Genomic DNA, 17,666 nt, shown 5'->3' with positions numbered 1-17,666 from the left:
CAAAAAAATCCGGTCTCTTCCCGCAGGGAAGGCCCGGATTGTGAGGCTGTCTTGCTAAGCTGATCAGTCAGACATAATAAATTTGACGATAACCATGCCGAAAAAGACCACAGTCATAAATCCCGTCATGCCGAAAAAACCGGCCATTAGATCGCCTAGATCATTGCGGGGCTCTTCGTTGACATGCTCCCGCGGGTCACGGACCTGCGCGTTGACATCCATAGCTTCATCCTCCTTGGGCCTTGCATGCCTGCTACTTGTTAAGTTACAGTTATACATGTGAGAGAAGTCATTGACAAATAATGCGCTTTCCTCAATTATAGTGACTCCCTGAAAAGATGTAAAGGAAAGTCTGTGCACCCGAAAAATGATTTTATACAATCTAGTTTTATAAAATAATTAACAAATGCACTATATATATGTTATACTGTTCATGTGTCGGTATATGGTAATCTGGTTATCATATTACATGAAGCATTTTAACCCTAACCTTTCGGAGTGAATTCGCCGCATTTAGCGCAGGCTATAGAAGCGGATATTGCTTCGCAAAACTTGAAGGAGGAACAATATCATGGCTATCGTGAACGTGTCTGACCAAACTTTCGGCAACGAAGTGGAAGGTCAAGGTACTGTAGTAGTAGATTTCTGGGCACCTTGGTGCGGCCCTTGCAAAATGCTTGCCCCTATCCTGGATGAACTGTCCAGCGAACTTGGAGACAGCGTAAAAATTGCTAAGCTGAACGTGGATGAGAACCCGGAAACGGCTTCCCGCTTTGGCGTAATGAGTATCCCTACATTGATCTTCTTCAAAGACGGTCAACCGGTGGACAAAGTCGTTGGACTGAACTCCAAGGAATCCCTGAAGAATATTGTAGCTAAGCATCAATAATAGTAATGAACCATTAGTTGTACGCGGGCCTTCCGGCCCGGCCGCAAAGCGCCTTCGGTTTTTCCGGAGGCGCTTTGTGTGCTACACTTGGCTTATAAGCTCAAGCAAGTCTAGGTGGGGGAGAAATCATGGACTATATGGATAATATCCGCAACAAGCTGGCGCTGCTGCCTGACCTGCCCGGGTGCTATCTGATGAAGAATGAAGAAGGCACCATTATTTATGTGGGCAAGGCCAAGGTGCTGAAGAACCGTGTGCGTTCCTATTTTACAGGCAGCCATAACGGTAAAACACAGCGGCTTGTCGCCAACATTGTTGATTTTGAATATATCGTTACCTCCAGCAATATGGAAGCACTCATTTTGGAGTGCAACCTGATCAAGAAGCATATGCCGCGTTATAATGTGCTGCTGAAGGATGACAAGACGTTCCCGTATTTAAAAATTACGAATGAAGCTCATCCGCGCCTTGAGGTTACACGCCGGGTGATTAAAGATAAAGCCAAATATTTCGGTCCGTACCCGAATGCTTACGCGGCCCATCAGACGAAAAAGCTGCTGGACCGGATGTATCCGCTGCGTAAATGCGGTGTGATGCCGAAGGAGATTTGTCTGTATTACCATATGGGCCAATGTCTGGCGCCTTGTGAGAAAGAAGTGCCGAAGTCCGCGTATGATGAGATCATTCAGAGCATTTCTTCTTTTCTCGGGGGCGGCCACGAAGCGGTGAAAAAGGATCTCCAGAAGAAAATGGAGGAAGCCGCGGAGGAGCTGTATTTCGAGCGGGCCAAGGAGCTGCGTGATCAGATCATCCATATCGATGCCCTGATGGAGAAGCAGAAGATCAATACTGCAGATACGAAGGACCGCGATGTGTTCGGTTATGCGGTGGATAAGGGCTGGATGTGTGTGCAGATCCTGTATATGCGGCAGGGTAAAATGATCCAGCGCCACTCTTCCGTGTTTCCGTTCTATGGCGAGGCCTACAGCGACTTTATGTCTTATGTGACCCAATACTACAGCGAGAATCCGGCATTGCCGCAGGAGATTCTGCTTCCGGAAGTGCTGGGTGAAAGCGGGGGCAAGTCGAAGCCGCCTGAAGCGGAAGGCACCGCAGAGATGCCTAACGCAGAGGCCCTGCTCAAGGAAGAGGATGAGCAGGAGACGGAAGCGGCGGCAGAGGAGGTGTCCGGTGCAGCTGGTGAGGATGAAGATGCCGCCGGGCGTGAAGGGGCTGCGGCGGAATCCGGGGCAGCAGCTATTACAGGAGGCGAAGGTGAAGGAGTTGAGGCCGGGGCAGCAGGCAATGTGGATGCGGCAGGCGGAGCGGCTGCCCTGCAGCAGTGGCTGGGCGTGAAGGTGCTGGTGCCGCAGCGCGGACTGAAGAAGCAGATGGTCGGCATGGCCTGCAAGAACAGCAGTGTGGCGCTGGACGAGAAGTTCCGGCTCATTGAACGGGACGAGGAGCGTACTTCCGGTGCAGCACTCAGCCTCGGGCAAAGCCTGGGCCTGGAGTCGCTGAACCGTATTGAGGCGTTCGATAACTCCAACATCCAGGGGAGTAATCCGGTCTCTGCCATGGTCGTGTTCATTGACGGCAAGCCTGCCCGGAAGGAATACCGCAAATATAAAGTCCGTTCCGTGCAGGGACCGGATGACTACGAAACGATGCGTGAGGTTATCCGGCGGCGTTATGAACGGGTGCTGAAGGAAGATCTGCCGCAGCCGGATCTGATCGTGGTCGACGGCGGGAAGGGGCAGATCTCCTCGGCCATTGATATTTTGCAGAACGAGCTGGGATTGTACATCCCTGTGTGCGGTCTGGTCAAGGACGATAAGCATAAGACGGCCCAGCTGCTGATCGGCGATTCCGCTGAGCCGGTACCGCTGGCGCGGGACAGCCAGGAATTCTACCTGCTGCAGCGTATTCAGGATGAGGTGCACCGTTTTGCGATCACGTTCCACCGTGAGCAGCGCGCCAAATCGATGGTTACCTCCAAGCTGGACTCCATTCCCGGCATCGGCGAGAAGCGGCGGAAGGCGCTGCTGAAGCATTTTGGCTCGCTGAAGAAGATCAAGGAGGCCTCCATCGAGGATTTCCGTCCGCTCTCCATCGGTGAGAAGCTGGCCGGACAAATCCTGGAGGCACTTAGGGATGAGGAGCCGTCGGTATAAAAAGAGGCTATTGTACAAAGAGCCGTTTTACCGGTTGAGGGCAGCTTTTTGGTTGGCGAGGAATAATTATTTTTTGTTTCTTTAGTTGGGCTGGCCTGAGGGTCAGTCCTTTTTTGTTATCTCTTTTTGAAGAAGCGGTCATAGAGTATCAGGCCGCCAAAGGATGCAGACCTTCCAGTAAGGGATAAGGTCATGCCGGAATGAGGCGGGCGAAATGAACGGGAAAAATCCCGTTGAATTGGCGGGAAAGCGGCTTGCGGGTGAAATAAACGGGAAAAATCCCGTTGAATTGGCCTGATAGCGGCTTGCGGGTGAAATAAACGGGAAAAATCCCGTTGAATTGGCCGGATAGCGGCTGGCGGGTGAAATGAACGGGAAAATTCCCGTTGAACTGGCCGAAAAGCGGTTTGCAGGTGAAATGAACGGGAAAATTCCCGCTGAATTGGCGGGAATGCGGCTGGCGGGTGAAATAAACGGGAAAATTCCCGCTGAATTGGCCGGATTGCGGCTGTCGGCGGAAATGAACGGGAAAATTCCCGTTGAACTGGCCGGAATTTGGCTGGCGAGTAAGATGAACGGGAAAAATCCCGTTGAATTGGCGGGAATGCGGCTGGCGAGTGAAATGAACGGTATAAATACCTTTGAATTCGCCGAAATTAGGTAATCGGCTGAAATCAAAGGCATAAATACATCTGAATCCGCCGAAATCAGGCGATCGGTCGAAATGAAGGGTATAAATACATCTGAATGCGCCGAAATCAGGCAATCGGCTGAAATCAAAGGTATAAATGCCTCTGATTCCGCCGAAATCATACGATCGGCCGAAATAAAAGGTATAATTACCTCTAATTCCATCGAGACGGCCCTTTGTGTCTTGATTGACTTCACTTGATGTGAATGCTGCTTAAGGCATGCTTGCTCATAAGAAGGTAAACGAACCAACTATACACGAAAAACCGAGTACAATACGCTAAAGGTAAGTCAAAGGAGCCAACTATACACAAAAAAACGAGCACAATGAGCTACCGTGAAGTCAAACGGACCAATTATATACAAAAAACCGAGTACAATACGCTACTGGGAAGACAAACGAACCAACTATACACGAAAAACCGAGTACAATACGCTAATAGGTAGTCAAACGAACCAATTATACACGAAAAACCGAGTACAATACGCTAATAGGTAATCAAACGGACCAACTATACACGAAAAACCGAGTACAATACGCTACTGGGAAGACAAACGGACCAATTATACACGAAAAACCGAGTACAATACGCTAAAGGTAAGTCAAACGAGCAAACTATACACAAAAAACCGAGCACAATGAGCTACCGTGAAGTCAAACGGACCAATTATACACAAAAAACCGAGTACAATACGCTACTGGGAAGACAAACGGACCAATTATACACGAAAAACCGAGTACAATGAGCTACCGTGAAGTCAAACGGACCAATTATACACGAAAAACTGAGTACAATACGCAACCGTGAAGTCAAACGGACCAATTATACACGAAAAACCGAGTACAATACGCTACCGGGGAGCTAACAAACCAACTATATACGAAAAACCAAGTACAATACGCTACCGGGGAGCTATCGAACCAACTATACACGAAAAACCGAGTACAATACGCTACCGGGGAGCCAACGAGCCGACTATACACAAAAAACCGAGCACAATACGTTACCGTGAAGTCAAACGAACCACCTATACACGAAAACCCCAGCACAATGTGCTGCTACAAAGATAAAGGTGCGACTGGCGGAGGAAATGAAAGGAAAGCGGCAAACCGCCTGTCATTCCGCCGCACACCCGCCGCACACCCGCCGCACACCCGCCGCACCCGCCGCACCCGCCGCACACCAGCACAACAAAAGGTGCTCCAAAGGCTGCAAGCAGCCTTCGGAACACCTTGTCACTTACATCAGATTGCCTGCCGGAGCGGAGGGTTCGGGCCGGTCAGGTTTTGTCGGGGGATTGAAGCGGTAGACGATGTATCCGACGATAAACGGCAGGACAATCGTGACAATACCGGCTCCGATATTTACTGTACCCTGCATGAAAATCAGCGTGGCTCCCATCAGAATGCTGTCGAACACCACATGGCTGAACATGACGGCAATGAAGCCGTGGCGCAGGAAAATATAGCTGAACAGCAGGCCGATCACCGTCAGCTCAAGCGGACGCGAGCTGATCGGATAGATCGGATACAGCGTATGCCCGAAGGCCCAGATCACGGTAGTGATCAGCGAGGCGACAAACGTGCTGCGTACGATTTTTTTGAGCATCCGGATGCCGAACAGGCGGTACACCGCTTCCTCGGACAGACCGGCCAGCCAGGCAACAACCGGCAGCAGCCAGGCATATCTCATGTTGTAAGGCGACTGGCCCGCATCCGTGGTGGACCAGTTGTCCAGCGTCAGCGAGAGAATAATGAACAGGACCGTCTGCACACCGAGCAGAATGAACGCCCATACATAACCTATACGCATACTGTCCAGCACAAATTTACCGTAGCCGGGCTCTTTGGCACGCGCCCACGGGTTCAGGCCTTCCTCCTGGCGCCATAGACCATCACCGCCAACCAGTGAGAAGTAGAGCAGCGAGGACATCAGCAGGCTGTACAGCGTATAAATAATGAACAGAACTACAGCCGTGACCCGGGCTTCCGGGCTGTGGTCGCCGGATTCGGGCAGCGAATTGTAGGTGCTGACCATCATAATAAGAAAATGAACGGAGCTGAGGAAGATTCCGCGCTTAAAGGAAGTGCTCTCCCTGCGCAAAATGCTGTAGATCAGCGCCAGAATGCCCAGTGCGAGTGTGGGCAGGCCATATCCCAGCAGAGTCAGCCGCTCGGCCAGCGAGGTCTGGTCCTCTACATAGGTCACATGCCAGGCAGGAGCAGAGAATCCGGCCTGAAAATAGGAGACCTCTCCATTCTGGAAGTTGAAATTGTAGCGCAGCGGAGATTCCCCGACTTTGACCGAGCTGTCACTGTAGACAAGACCGTATCCGTCCGTATTGGACTCAATCTGCAGGCTGGCAGGATTTGCACCCCATAGCTTAAGCCAGGGGAGGGCGAGGCTTTCCTTCTGCACCAGCGTGAGGCCGTCGCTGCGGAGCACACCGGATCGATTGCCCTCAAGCGCAGATGCAGGCGCTTCCCCGTAATCCAGCCCTTCGCCGGAATCGGCATGAGCCCCCGCAGCGAAAGCGACAACTTTTCCCGTATACATATTTAGATCAATAGCGAAGAGCGCATCCGCTCCGTCCGGGCTATGTAGTACTGCATGAAATACATCAAACGGGTAAGACTGGTCGAGCTTTCTTTTGGTATAGTCCTCAAGGAGCTTTTCCCGGGACATGTAGCCGTAAAAGGCAGAGTCTGTACGGTAACTTACCGTCCACTTGTCCTCTGCGGTCTCCGTATGCCCAAGCTGCCGGGCTGCAAAGGCGGCAGCCTGCTCCCGCGCTTCAGCTTTGCTGATAACTTTCGTATTGGTTCCTGAGGTACCGGCGAGGAGCTGGGGAGCCACCTGGAACATCACAAATACAACTAGACCCAGAATACCCATGAGGATGAGCCTTGTGGTAAGAGGCCGCTGCTGTAAGGGCTGGCCGACGGAATTCATGAAACGCCTCCTTGTGTTCAATTCAATTCTGTTCAGTATGTGTCCTGTCTCATTATAATGGAACAGGACGGAAACTTACAAAAAATTTCCTGTGTCTGTTCTACATTTACGTTAGTGTGGCCAGGCTTATGCTTGTTTTGTAATCTGCCTTTGTGAAGTTGGACAATAACGTATATAATTTGTATGTTTCTACTCCGAAATATAAATGTATGATATTTCATTACACGTGCAGATATAAACAAGCATGACCGCGGGAGGATGAGAAGTTTGGCTTCACCATTTAACAAAATAACCGGAATCAGAATCCTGAAGCTGTCTCCGCCGCAGATTCTCGTTGCCGGCTTCGCCGCTGTTATACTGATCGGTACCCTGCTGCTGATGCTGCCTGTATCCAGTGTCTCTGGGCTTCCCATGCGGTTCACTGATGCGCTGTTTACCGCGACGTCTGCGACCTGTGTTACCGGGCTGGTGGTGGTGGATACGGGGACCTATTTCAGCACTTTCGGGCAGACCGTCATCCTGCTGCTGATTCAAATCGGAGGCCTGGGGTTTATGACGATGGCGACCTTGTTCGCTCTTCTGCTGAGACGCAAAATCTCACTGCGTGACCGGCTGATCCTGCAGGAAGCGATGAACCAGAGTTCGATCGAGGGCATCGTGCGGCTGATCCGAAAGGTGCTGCTGTATTCGCTTGTTATAGAAGCCGGGGCAGCTTCCGTGCTTACGCTCCGGTGGGCCTTTGACATGCCGTTTGGCCGGGCGCTGTATTACGGTGTTTTTCACGCCGTATCCATGTTCAATAATGCGGGGTTCGATTTGTTCGGAGAATACCGCAGTCTGACCGGATATGTCAGCGATCCTGTTGTCAATCTTGTCGTTTTGTTCCTGATTGTGTCCGGGGGCATCGGTTTTATTGTGATGTCGGATTTGGTGGATTACCGTAAAAAGCGCAGGCTGCTGCTGCATACCAAAGTGGTGCTGTCCATGACTGCAGCGCTTCTGCTGACCGGAACTGCAGTGATTTTTATTTTTGAATTTACAAATCCCCGTACACTCGGGGCATTGGATCTCGGGGGCAAACTATGGGCTGCCTTCTTTCAATCGGCCACGCCGCGGACAGCCGGGGCTAATACAGTGGATATTGCCGGGCTGCGCCAGGCTACACAGTTTTTTATTATCATTCTGATGTTCATCGGGGCTTCGCCCGGCTCAACCGGCGGGGGGATCAAGACCACTACCTTTACTCTAATGGTCGGCGCGGTCATTTCCATGCTGCGCGGGCGCGAGGATATCGTATTGTTCCGTTACCGTCTGGCACAGGAGCGAGTGTTCAAGGCGCTGACTATCGCCCTGCTGGCCCTGCTCCTGATCGTAACGGTATCCATGGTGCTCTCCACGACGGAACAGCGTCCGTTCTTAATGATTCTGTTCGAAACTACTTCGGCATTCGCCACTGTAGGTCTAAGTATGGGGCTGACACCGGAATTAACGGAGATCGGGAAAGTTTTGCTCTGCCTCACGATGTTCGCCGGACGGCTCGGCCTGCTGACGCTGGCGTTTGCGCTGGGGCCGAAACAGGGTAAACCATTGTATAAGTATCCGGAAGGTAAAATGATAATTGGATAGGGGTTAATGGAATTATGAAACCACAGCAGTTTGTTGTGATCGGCCTGGGCCGCTTCGGTGCCAGTCTGGCGCTTGAATTGATGACTATGGGCTATGAAGTGCTTGGCATCGATCATCAGGAAGAGCGGGTCGAGGAAATGACCGGACAGCTGACGCATGCAGTGATGGCCGATGCTACAGATGAAGGGATTCTGCGTTCGCTTGGTGTGCGTAACTTTGACTGCGGCATCGTCGCGATCGGGGACAATATGGAGCGCAGCATTCTGGCGGCGATTCTGCTCAAGGAGCTCGGTGTGAAACAGGTGGTGGCCAAAGCCATTTCCATTCTGCACGGGCGCGCATTGTCGAAGCTGGGGGTGGACAGGGTTATTTTTCCGGAGCGGGATATGGGCATCCGGGTGGCGCATCAGCTGGTGACTCCGAATCTGCTGGATTATTTTGAGATATCGAAGGATTACAAAGTAGTTGAACTGACCGTGCCCTCCTGTATGGACGGCAAAAGCCTCTCTGATCTCAATACACGGGCAAAATACGGGTGCAGCATTATTGCCCTGAACCGCAGCGACGGGATTATCGTGGCGCCTACCGCACATGATTATGTGAATGAGGGCGATATTATGGTTGTCATCGGCTCTAATGAGAGTATTGAAGAGTTTGAGGAGGAGGCAGTGAACGCGGAGTAGAAAGGGATCAAGATACTTTAGGTTAAAATACAAAGCAGACCCGGACACGTGTCCGGGTTATTTTTTTATGATGATGACTCCGGACTTTGCGGAGAGGCGGCTGGGTGTGTATTGCTGCGTCAACTGGAATATTTTAAAATTTTTACAAATTTGCCCGGGAAATTTCCTGAGGGATATATATGAAATGTTTCTTAAAATGATAAAATAATAATAATCGGGATATACGCCAGCTGGTGTTTCATATTATATTAGGATTAATGTAAGCGCTTATATATGTGGTGTGAGCCTGTTTGCTGCTGGGGAGAACGAGGGCTGCTCAAGGATTTACAGAAACAATAGGGGGATCAACAATGAAAAAGATACCGATGATGCTGCAGCTGGCATTGATTCTATTCTGCATCATGGCCATTCCTACTGCCGTTCTGACTTGGTACAGCGGAGCACAGATTATTGAGAATTCCGAGTCAGCCATCGGGGAATCCATGCTTGCCGGGTTGAATGCCGGCCGTGAGCTGAACGAGAATGCGCTGGCCAACCTGGCGCAGGATACGTCGCGTCTGGCTGCAACCAATATTTTTGACCGCATCCGCAGTATCTATACCTACTCCGAACTCAACTCCAACTACAACAATGTAAGCCGGGCGCAGTCAGTGACCAAGGAGCTGGTTAATTTAAACCGCCGGGTAGATGGTGTAGCCTCCTCATACTTTTATCTGAAAGATTCGGATTATGTGATTTCCACGGACAGCGGGGCCACAACCCTGGACCGCTATGAATCCATCGACTGGACAACAGAGGCTCTTGCGGAGCAGCGGGGAATCAGCGGCATATGGGTTCCGCGCAAGCTTGAATCCGGCATCAATGTTGTTTCGTATGTCTACCCCCTCAACCGCTTGTCCACTACTACCAACGGAATCATTGTCGTCAACATGAAGGAGAGCCAGATCGGAAAGTATTTGCATTCCTCAGAGGACGGAGACACCAGCCACCTGCTTTTGGATGCGGAAGGGCGGGTGATTTCCCACAGAGACAAAGCACTGCTGCTCACCGACGGCCTGGAGCTGCCTTTTCTGCGGGATATGCTGACCCTTGAGTCAGGAGAAGGCTATACGTTTCATGATCTTGACAGCAGACGGATGGTTTATGCGTGGAACCGTTCAGAATCGTCCGGATGGTGGTATGTAAGCTGGAGTCCTCTGGACGACCTCATGAGCAAGTCTCGGGATATGCAGGGGAATATTATTTTGCTTACAGGGGCAATTATTGCGCTGGGGACGGTACTGGCTGTCTTTCTCGCCACATGGCTGTCAAGGCCGCTCAGGCAGCTGGTCCGGACGATACGCTCCAAAAGCGATCTCGGTGTTGTAGGCAGGAATGAACTTGCCTTCCTGGATATGGCGTTCAGGCGGATGCAGGAGGAAGAGGAGAGCCTGTTCCAGCTGCTGCAGGAGCGTGAGCAGGATGCACGGAGTCTGGCCGTCCACCGTCTTTTGCGCGGTGAAATTCCGCCGCGGATCACGGAGATGTTTCCGGAAGCGTGTTACAGGATTGCCGTAGTTTCCATCGACCGGTACAGGGTGTATGTAGGCAACACCAATGTGGAGACCCGCAGCTATCACCGGTATCTGCTGAATACGAAGTACGAAAGTCTTTTTCCGGAAGGGATTTTGGCCACCTCTGTCTATCATAACGACGGCTGCATAGTGATTGTAATGAACTTTGCACCGCAGGAGGAAGAGGAGAGCAGGCTGCAGATCCATCAGGTCATGGAGACGATCCGGAGTGAATCCCATGCGCTGCTTACGCATTCTGTGACGATCGCAGTCAGTGATACGGCAGATGCGCCTGAACTGGTATCAGAGCGGCTGTTTGAAGCGATGGAGCTGATTAAGCAGCGGATGATTAACGGAGCCGGCAGCATTATGTACTGGGAGGAAGAAGAGGAGAGCAGACGCAAATATATCGACTTCGACTGCAGCGAGCGGCGGATTCTCAATTTCCTGGACGCCGGCAATCTGGACGGGATTTTCAAAGAGCTGCAGGTTATCCGCAGCCAGATTAGCGCCGAAGAGAATATTTCTTATGATAACATCATGTTCATTTACCATCAGCTGCTAGGTGCGACGATTAAGCATCTGCGTGAGAATCATATCAGCACCGGAAGAATGATTATGGGGAAAGGCAACATTTACAGCATCCTGGCTGCTATGGATACACTGGAAGAGCTGGAGGGATATCTGCATGAGCTGTTCCGGGAAATTGTGCAGAGCCTGGATCACAGCACTGGTGAGAGCAATCACGGGGAACGGATCATTCAATATTTAAAAGAGCATTACCGTGAAGAAATCGTCTTCGAGGATATGGCAAAAGAGATCGGGATCAGCTACTCCTATATGCGCAAAATCGTGTACGAGCAAACCGGAAAAAGCATGATCGATTTCCTGAACCAGCTGCGCATCGACAAAGCCAAGGAGCTGCTGCTGGACAGCGAACTGACGATCAAGCAGATTGCCGCAGAGGTTGGCTATTTCAATGTACAGAGCTTCAACCGTTTTTTCCGTAAATATGAAGGAATGCCGCCGAGCAGCTACAAGTCGGCCAAGAGTAAAAGCTCCTAGAGGGCTGCTCCTGGCCGGGGCCGGCGGCCCTTTTTTGTTAATGAAAGCGTTTTATTTTTGGGAATGCCTATCATATTTGATTATCTAACCGCTGCACTAGCCGATAATACCGGGTTCTAATCAAATTTGATGGGGATCATCAATACTCATGATTTTCAAGACCGGCTAAAGGAGCTAGCATAGGATTCAAGCCAGGCAGCACAGGCTGGTGAGGGAACATTGGGGGCAGGAGGTGAAACTTTGAAAGTTGTAAACGCTTCAAAGACAAATCAGACTACTTTATTAAGCAGAAAGCAGGGGCCGCTTTATTATCTCCAGCGTGACTGGCAGCTGTATTTGCTTGTATTTTTACCGCTGGCTTTTGTAATCGTTTTCAAGTATCTGCCGATGGGCGGGCTTGTAATCGCTTTTAAAGATTATAAGATCGCAAGAGGCTTCTGGGGCAGTGAGTGGGTCGGTTTTGAAATCTTTCAGGAGATTTTCTCCAAGCCGGATTTCGGCCGTGCCGTCCGCAACACACTGCTGCTTAATGTGCTTGACCTCTGCTTCAGTTTTACCATGCCGATCGTGCTGGCGCTGATGCTGAATGAAGTCAAAAGTGTAAGGTTCAAACGTGTTAACCAGACTCTGCTGTATCTGCCGCACTTCCTGTCCTGGGTTATCATCGGGGCCATTGCGTACCAGCTGCTTAGTGAAGGAAGCGGTGTCGTCAACAACTTAATTGAACTGCTCGGCGGGACCCGGATTCCGTTCCTGCAGGAGGACACGAACTGGCTGATCAGTTATCTGGCCATTGGTGTCTGGCACAGCATGGGCTGGGGAACGATCATCTATCTGGCAGCCATCAGCGGGATTAACCCGGAAATGTATGAAGCGGCCACCGTGGATGGAGCCGGACGCTGGAGAAAGGTATGGAATATTACGCTTCCTTCGATCCGTGCAACCATTGTCACCCTGCTGATTATGAACCTGGGTAAAGTGATGGACGGTTCGTTTGAACGGATCTGGTCCCTGCAGAACAAAGCCACCACAGAGTTCACAACAACCATACCGGTTCTGGTATACCGCTGGGGGATTGAATCCGGCAACTTCAGCCGGGCGACAGCGGTGGGCCTGTTCCAGTCCGTTATCGGTATTGTGCTTGTCATAACGGCTGACCGCATTGCCAAGAAGCTCGGCGAGGACGGAATACTCTAGAAAGGAGAGAACCCATGAGAGCATCAACCGTAAGTCCTGCCGTATCAAGCAGAGGGCGTTTAGACATCTGGGATTTGCTGATCAAAATTGCCCTGGTTATAGCTTCGCTGGTATGTTTACTGCCGTTTGTACATGTCGTATCCAAATCCCTCAGTGCCGACTCTTTTGTCATAGCCAACAAGGTCTTCCTTTGGCCGCAGGGCTTCACCATTGAAGCGTACAAGAAGATTTTTGCGGATGCCAGTATCCTCCGCTCCCTGTATATTTCGGTCATCGTAACCGTGCTGTTCACGATTCTGGGGATGATTCTGACCATCTGCGCAGCTTATCCGCTGTCCAGAACCCAATTCAAGGGCCGCCGGGTCATCACCTTCATTTTCCTCTTCACGATGTATTTCAGCGGTGGGATTATCCCGGATTACATGAACATTAATAACCTGGGACTGATGGATACGATCTGGTCACTGGTCCTGCCGTTATCTTTCAGTGCCTTCAACCTGCTGATCATGAAGACCTCTCTGACGAGCAGTATTCCGGTCAGCCTGGAAGAATCCGCACGGATTGACGGTGCCGGACATTTCCGGATTCTGTGGAGCATTGTAATTCCGCTGTCCAAACCGATTATTGCCACCCTTTCACTTTTTTACGCGGTCGGACGCTGGAATGCTTACCAGGATGCCCTGTTCTATATCAAGCATGCGACTGATCTGCGGCCGCTGCAGCTGAAGCTGTATTATCTTGTCATTCAGGCCAGTGAAAGCTTCCAGCTGGAAGCGACCACGGTACAGTTAAGTAATCCTGAAGTGCTTAAAGCCTCCGTTGTTGTATTTGCAACTTTGCCTATTCTCTGCGTGTATCCTTTTGTCCAGAAATACTTCGTTCAGGGCGTTATGCTGGGGGCAGTCAAAGAGTAATCTTACAGCTTCTTTAGTAATTCTACTTTTACGAAAATCGAAATGGGGGAATTGCAATGAACAAAAAAAGATTTGTATCGTTAATGATGGCATCCGTGATGACGGCGGGTATGCTGGCTGGTTGCTCCGGAGGAAATAACAATAACACGAGTGCCGCGAATGAGCCGAACGCCCCTGCAGAAACGGCGGCAGCCAATAACCAGGCCGAAGGCGGATTCGCCGATTACTCCCAAGGTTTTAAAGAAAGAGTTACGATCGATATCCCGGTCTATGAGCGCGCTTTTGAAGGCTGGAATGTAACCGATAACTACTACACCCGCTGGGTTCAGTCGGAGTTCGGCGACAAGTACAATATCGACGTCAACTATATTCCGATTACCCGGAAAAGCGAGGTTATTGACTTTGAGCAGCTGCTGGCATCGCACAAGGCACCGGATATTATTTTCCATTACGATATGCCGCAAGCGCTTACTTATTATGGTGAGGATGTTATGCAGCCGCTGGATTGGGCTGAAATCGAAAATTACGCACCGACCTACTGGAAAAACATGGGCGAGACGATTAAGCAGTACGGTGTTGTAGATGACAAGAATATCTTTTTCTATGCTGCACGCCCTGAAGCCGATAACTTTGTCAACATCATCCGCAAGGACTGGGTGGAGAAGGTCGGTATGAAGGTTGAAGATCTGACTTCTCTTGAGAAATACAATGAGATGCTGGTGAAATGGAAGGAAGCAGGACTCGGGGTAACCGGCGGCAGCCTGACTGCCAACAGCTTCAACTACAACTATGCTTTCCGTGACTGGCCGGTCGACGCTAACTACCGTGCGCTGTATTCCGACCTGAGCGTTGCTGATCTCACCACTGCTGATACAGAGCGCTGGCTGCGCAACCTGAACTATCAGTATAACAACGGCCTCATTGATAAGGAGTTCTATCTGCGTACCGACGAGAATAAGATCAAAGCTGAATTCGTGTCCGGCAAAACAGGCACTTTCGGATTCTATCTGACCAACAATACGGATGTTATTACTTCAACCCTGGCAAACAATCCGGATGCCGAATTTGCGGTAGTGCCTCCATACGCAGGTGTTCCGGAAGGCCGCAAGCCGCAAGGACGGGCATACTGGCCGTTTGGCTTCATCATGGGGATCAACTATGAAACTACAGATGAAGAACGCGCTGCAGTCTGGATGTATCTCGAGTGGCTGAGCCAGCCGGAGAACCTGTTCAAGTTCCAGAACGGTGTTGAAGGCGAAAACTATACGCTTGACGCAGAAGGCATTGCTGTGAAGAACCCGGATTACAAAGGCGAGTCTGTCCTGTCACAGAACAACAACAAAGACTACTGGGGCCTTGTAACCGAGATTGCACAGTATCCGGATGCTGACAAAACGCTCAAGGCGAATCTCCGCAACTGGGCACCGGCCGGGCATGAATATCTTGCTGAAGATCTGGTGAAATATTATAACGAAACTGCAGAGTTCCGCACACCTGACGCCATGTTCACTGTTGTCCTTGAAAAGGTTAATGAGTACAAGGCAGATCTCAACACCCTGTTCCAGGAGCAGTACGTAAAAATTGTGCTGGGCCCTGAAGCTGAATTCGATGCCAACTATGAAGCAGCCAAGAAAGCATACCTTGATGCAGGCTACCAGGAAATCCTTGATGAGAAGCAAAAAGCGATCGACGCTGGCCAGTTCCGTTAATCCAGTAAGTCAAGAACATAACTGAACAGCCGTACCATTGAACAATCCCCGTTGGTCCGGTCCACTGAACAGTGGACTGAAACAACGGGGATTTCATGTTATTCATGTCCCGAGAGAAACACTTCCTCGGTGACCTGGACCAGGCAGCGTGCGGCCGTGCTCAGCCCGCCGCTGGTCGGATAGATGAGACAGGTGGTCCGCTGTGTCTGCTCCAGCTCCTTGATATGCAGGGACATCAGCCCGCCGCCGTTCAGCAGCTCCGGGCGCAGATAAGACTTCGGCAGCAGTGCCGCCGCCTTGATCGTCGGCAGCAGGCGGACGATCGCCTCGAAGGAGTCAATCTCCATCCGCACATCGGGATCGACGCCGCAGCGCTGGAACAGCTCGTCTGTCATCCGGCGGTACCAGGTACCCTTGGAGAACAGAATCATCGGCAGCTTGGACAGATGATCCATCGTCAGCTTGGCAGGCCGGGTCAGGGGATGATTCTCCGAAACGACCAGTCTCAGCTGATCCTCAAACAGCGGAATGCAGCGCAGGCCCGGCTCCTGAATGGAGGAGGCAATAATGCCGACATCGGATTTGCCTTCACTGACCGAGGAGACGATTTCATGCGTTTTTCCGGTGATCAGCTTCAGCTCGGCGGCCGGATATTTTTCTGTATAAGCATTCACCAGCGGCGGAAGGGTAGTCTGAAGCGTGGTCAGGCTGGCGCCGAGCGTCACGAGCTGGGGCTCACCCTCTTTGAATTTAGACAGCGCCTCCAGAAATTTGGCACGCTGCTGCCGCTGCTCAAGCGCATAGGTATAAGTAAGGCGGCCCACCTCAGTGAGCTCCAGACGTTTGCCGAAACGGTTGAAAAGATCCACGCCGAGCCTTTCCTCCAGCTTGGAGATTTTGCGTGAAAGGGCGGGCTGGGACAGATTGAGCTGGCGTGATGCCCGGTTCAGGCTGGAGTGCTCCACCACTGCGGCGAAGATATCCAAATCGTCAAACATAACAGAGGCCTCCCGTGGTCCAGATAGTATAGTAGTAGCGGTAATCTGAATTTACTGTACGTGTAAATGCCGGGCTTGAAAGTGACAAAAAGCATAGCCGCGGCGCTCCTTTTATTTTGAAATGTATGAAAAAAGAACGGATTTCCTGGGATTCTTTCTTCTAAATGAGAATTATTATCATATTAAAAATATTCTTATGCGTTTATTCTATAACGTTTAATAATTAGATTGCAATTCCCTTATAAGCTAAAAAAGAGTAACATACAAAGTGACACAAGATATTCACATATTGTGAATTATTCAGCAAAGTCCGGGAAAAGCACGGATAACGTTGCAAATAGAGATTCAGGCGGCATTTCGGCCTCCGGCTTCCCCTGTTTCAACTGTACTCCCGGGAGTGTATGCTCATTAATGAAAACGCTGTTTTAATTGGAAAGGGGACACTTTGCATGAGAGGATTTTATTCCAGAAAGATTCATTCCTTGCTCGGCGTTATCCCGCTCGGATTCTTCTTCATCGAACATATGATGACGAATTTCGCAGCAGTAGAGGGTGGCGCTTCTGGTTTCACCGACAGTGTGCTGTGGCTGAACAGCCTGCCGCTCGTCTTCTTCCTGGAATTGTTCGGTATCTGGCTTCCGCTGCTCTACCACGGAGTTTACGGGCTGTACATTGCTTATCAATCCAAGCCGAACCTGAACCGTTTTAACCTGGAAAGAAACTGGCGTTATACCCTGCAGCGGATCAGCGGTGTCATCACCTTCGTCTTCATCGTATGGCATATGTTCGAGACACGGGTTCAGGTTGCCGTAGGTAACGTTGAGCACGAAGAGCTCGGCGGAGTGATGCATGACATTGCAACCCAGCCGCTGATGCTTGTCATTTATGTAATTGCCATTATTGCAGCCTGCTTCCACTTCTCCAATGGCCTGTGGTCCTTCCTCATCAGCTGGGGCATTACCGTGGGGCCGCGTTCGCAAAGAGTGTCCTCTTATATCTGTATGGGCCTTTTCGCCATTGTTACATTCATGTTCCTGATCTCGCTGTTTGCTTTCCGGGACGATGAATTCAAAATCGCTGCTTCTGCTGCAGAAGTATTGCGGACCTTTACTTAACACAGGGCAGCGCCTGTCCGGTGCACGGCCTTTATGATGTAATTCAAGAAAGCGTATACTCACACAAAACTTAAGCAAATGCTTCCGAAGCGAGTTTTG

At 50.7% G+C, this 17,666-nt stretch carries 13 protein-coding genes; 9 read left to right on the top strand and 4 right to left on the bottom strand.

Annotated elements, in window-relative coordinates:
• Positions 1 to 63 precede the first annotated feature (63 nt).
• The gene (locus C2I18_RS06835) at positions 64 to 222 is read right to left on the bottom strand and encodes a YqzM family protein (RefSeq protein WP_249900510.1); all 159 of its coding nucleotides are present in this window, start codon (positions 220 to 222) and stop codon (positions 64 to 66) included.
• A gap of 349 nt (positions 223 to 571) precedes the next feature.
• Between C2I18_RS06835 and trxA the strand changes: the two genes are divergently transcribed.
• Together trxA and uvrC are read left to right on the top strand one after the other, a co-directional pair.
• Entirely contained in the window at positions 572 to 889 is a 318-nt protein-coding gene (trxA, locus tag C2I18_RS06830) for a thioredoxin (RefSeq protein ID WP_249900509.1), read from the top strand.
• A 128-nt stretch (positions 890 to 1,017) separates the two neighbouring features.
• Entirely contained in the window at positions 1,018 to 3,063 is a 2,046-nt protein-coding gene (uvrC, locus tag C2I18_RS06825) for an excinuclease ABC subunit UvrC (RefSeq protein WP_249900508.1), read from the top strand.
• Between the two features lie 138 nt (positions 3,064 to 3,201).
• On the opposite strand, the gene C2I18_RS06820 is transcribed toward uvrC, so the two are convergent.
• Both C2I18_RS06820 and C2I18_RS06815 read right to left on the bottom strand, forming a co-directional pair.
• Entirely contained in the window at positions 3,202 to 3,876 is a 675-nt protein-coding gene (locus tag C2I18_RS06820) for a hypothetical protein (protein WP_249900507.1), read from the bottom strand.
• A 1,118-nt stretch (positions 3,877 to 4,994) separates the two neighbouring features.
• Entirely contained in the window at positions 4,995 to 6,707 is a 1,713-nt protein-coding gene (locus C2I18_RS06815; RefSeq protein WP_249900506.1) for a CPBP family intramembrane glutamic endopeptidase, read from the bottom strand.
• Positions 6,708 to 6,974: 267 nt separating this feature from the next.
• Here C2I18_RS06815 and C2I18_RS06810 point away from each other — a divergent pair, with 267 nt between their 5' ends.
• The 6 genes from C2I18_RS06810 to C2I18_RS06785 all read left to right on the top strand — a co-directional run bounded on the left by C2I18_RS06810 (position 6,975) and on the right by C2I18_RS06785 (position 15,454).
• Positions 6,975 to 8,333 (top strand): TrkH family potassium uptake protein, encoded by a 1,359-nt coding sequence (locus C2I18_RS06810; protein ID WP_249900505.1) that lies wholly within the window; start codon positions 6,975 to 6,977, stop codon positions 8,331 to 8,333.
• A gap of 14 nt (positions 8,334 to 8,347) precedes the next feature.
• On the top strand, positions 8,348 to 9,016 hold the full coding sequence (locus tag C2I18_RS06805) for a potassium channel family protein (RefSeq protein WP_249900504.1): 669 nt from the start codon (positions 8,348 to 8,350) through the stop codon (positions 9,014 to 9,016).
• A 350-nt stretch (positions 9,017 to 9,366) separates the two neighbouring features.
• Positions 9,367 to 11,634, top strand: a complete 2,268-nt coding sequence (locus C2I18_RS06800; protein WP_249900503.1) for a helix-turn-helix domain-containing protein — start codon at positions 9,367 to 9,369, stop codon at positions 11,632 to 11,634.
• Between the two features lie 240 nt (positions 11,635 to 11,874).
• Positions 11,875 to 12,831: an ABC transporter permease gene (locus tag C2I18_RS06795; RefSeq protein WP_249900502.1), complete on the top strand. Its 957-nt coding sequence runs from the start codon at positions 11,875 to 11,877 to the stop codon at positions 12,829 to 12,831.
• Between the two features lie 14 nt (positions 12,832 to 12,845).
• Complete coding sequence (locus C2I18_RS06790) at positions 12,846 to 13,745, top strand: carbohydrate ABC transporter permease (RefSeq protein WP_249900501.1); 900 nt, start codon at positions 12,846 to 12,848, stop codon at positions 13,743 to 13,745.
• A 56-nt stretch (positions 13,746 to 13,801) separates the two neighbouring features.
• A complete protein-coding gene (locus tag C2I18_RS06785; protein WP_249900500.1) occupies positions 13,802 to 15,454 on the top strand; it encodes a type 2 periplasmic-binding domain-containing protein in 1,653 nt (550 codons plus the stop codon).
• 98 nt (positions 15,455 to 15,552) lie between these two features.
• Here C2I18_RS06785 and C2I18_RS06780 read toward each other — a convergent pair whose 3' ends face one another.
• Positions 15,553 to 16,452: a LysR family transcriptional regulator gene (locus C2I18_RS06780; protein ID WP_249900499.1), complete on the bottom strand. Its 900-nt coding sequence runs from the start codon at positions 16,450 to 16,452 to the stop codon at positions 15,553 to 15,555.
• A 449-nt stretch (positions 16,453 to 16,901) separates the two neighbouring features.
• Here C2I18_RS06780 and C2I18_RS06775 point away from each other — a divergent pair, with 449 nt between their 5' ends.
• Entirely contained in the window at positions 16,902 to 17,567 is a 666-nt protein-coding gene (locus tag C2I18_RS06775) for a succinate dehydrogenase cytochrome b558 subunit (RefSeq protein WP_249900498.1), read from the top strand.
• Positions 17,568 to 17,666 lie beyond the last annotated feature (99 nt).

Origin of the sequence: Paenibacillus sp. PK3_47 (assembly GCF_023520895.1) — a bacterium.
Taxonomy (GTDB): domain Bacteria; phylum Bacillota; class Bacilli; order Paenibacillales; family Paenibacillaceae; genus Paenibacillus_AQ.
Note: the sequence above shows the minus strand (reverse complement) of the source record. Positions and strands in the feature narration are given on the sequence as shown.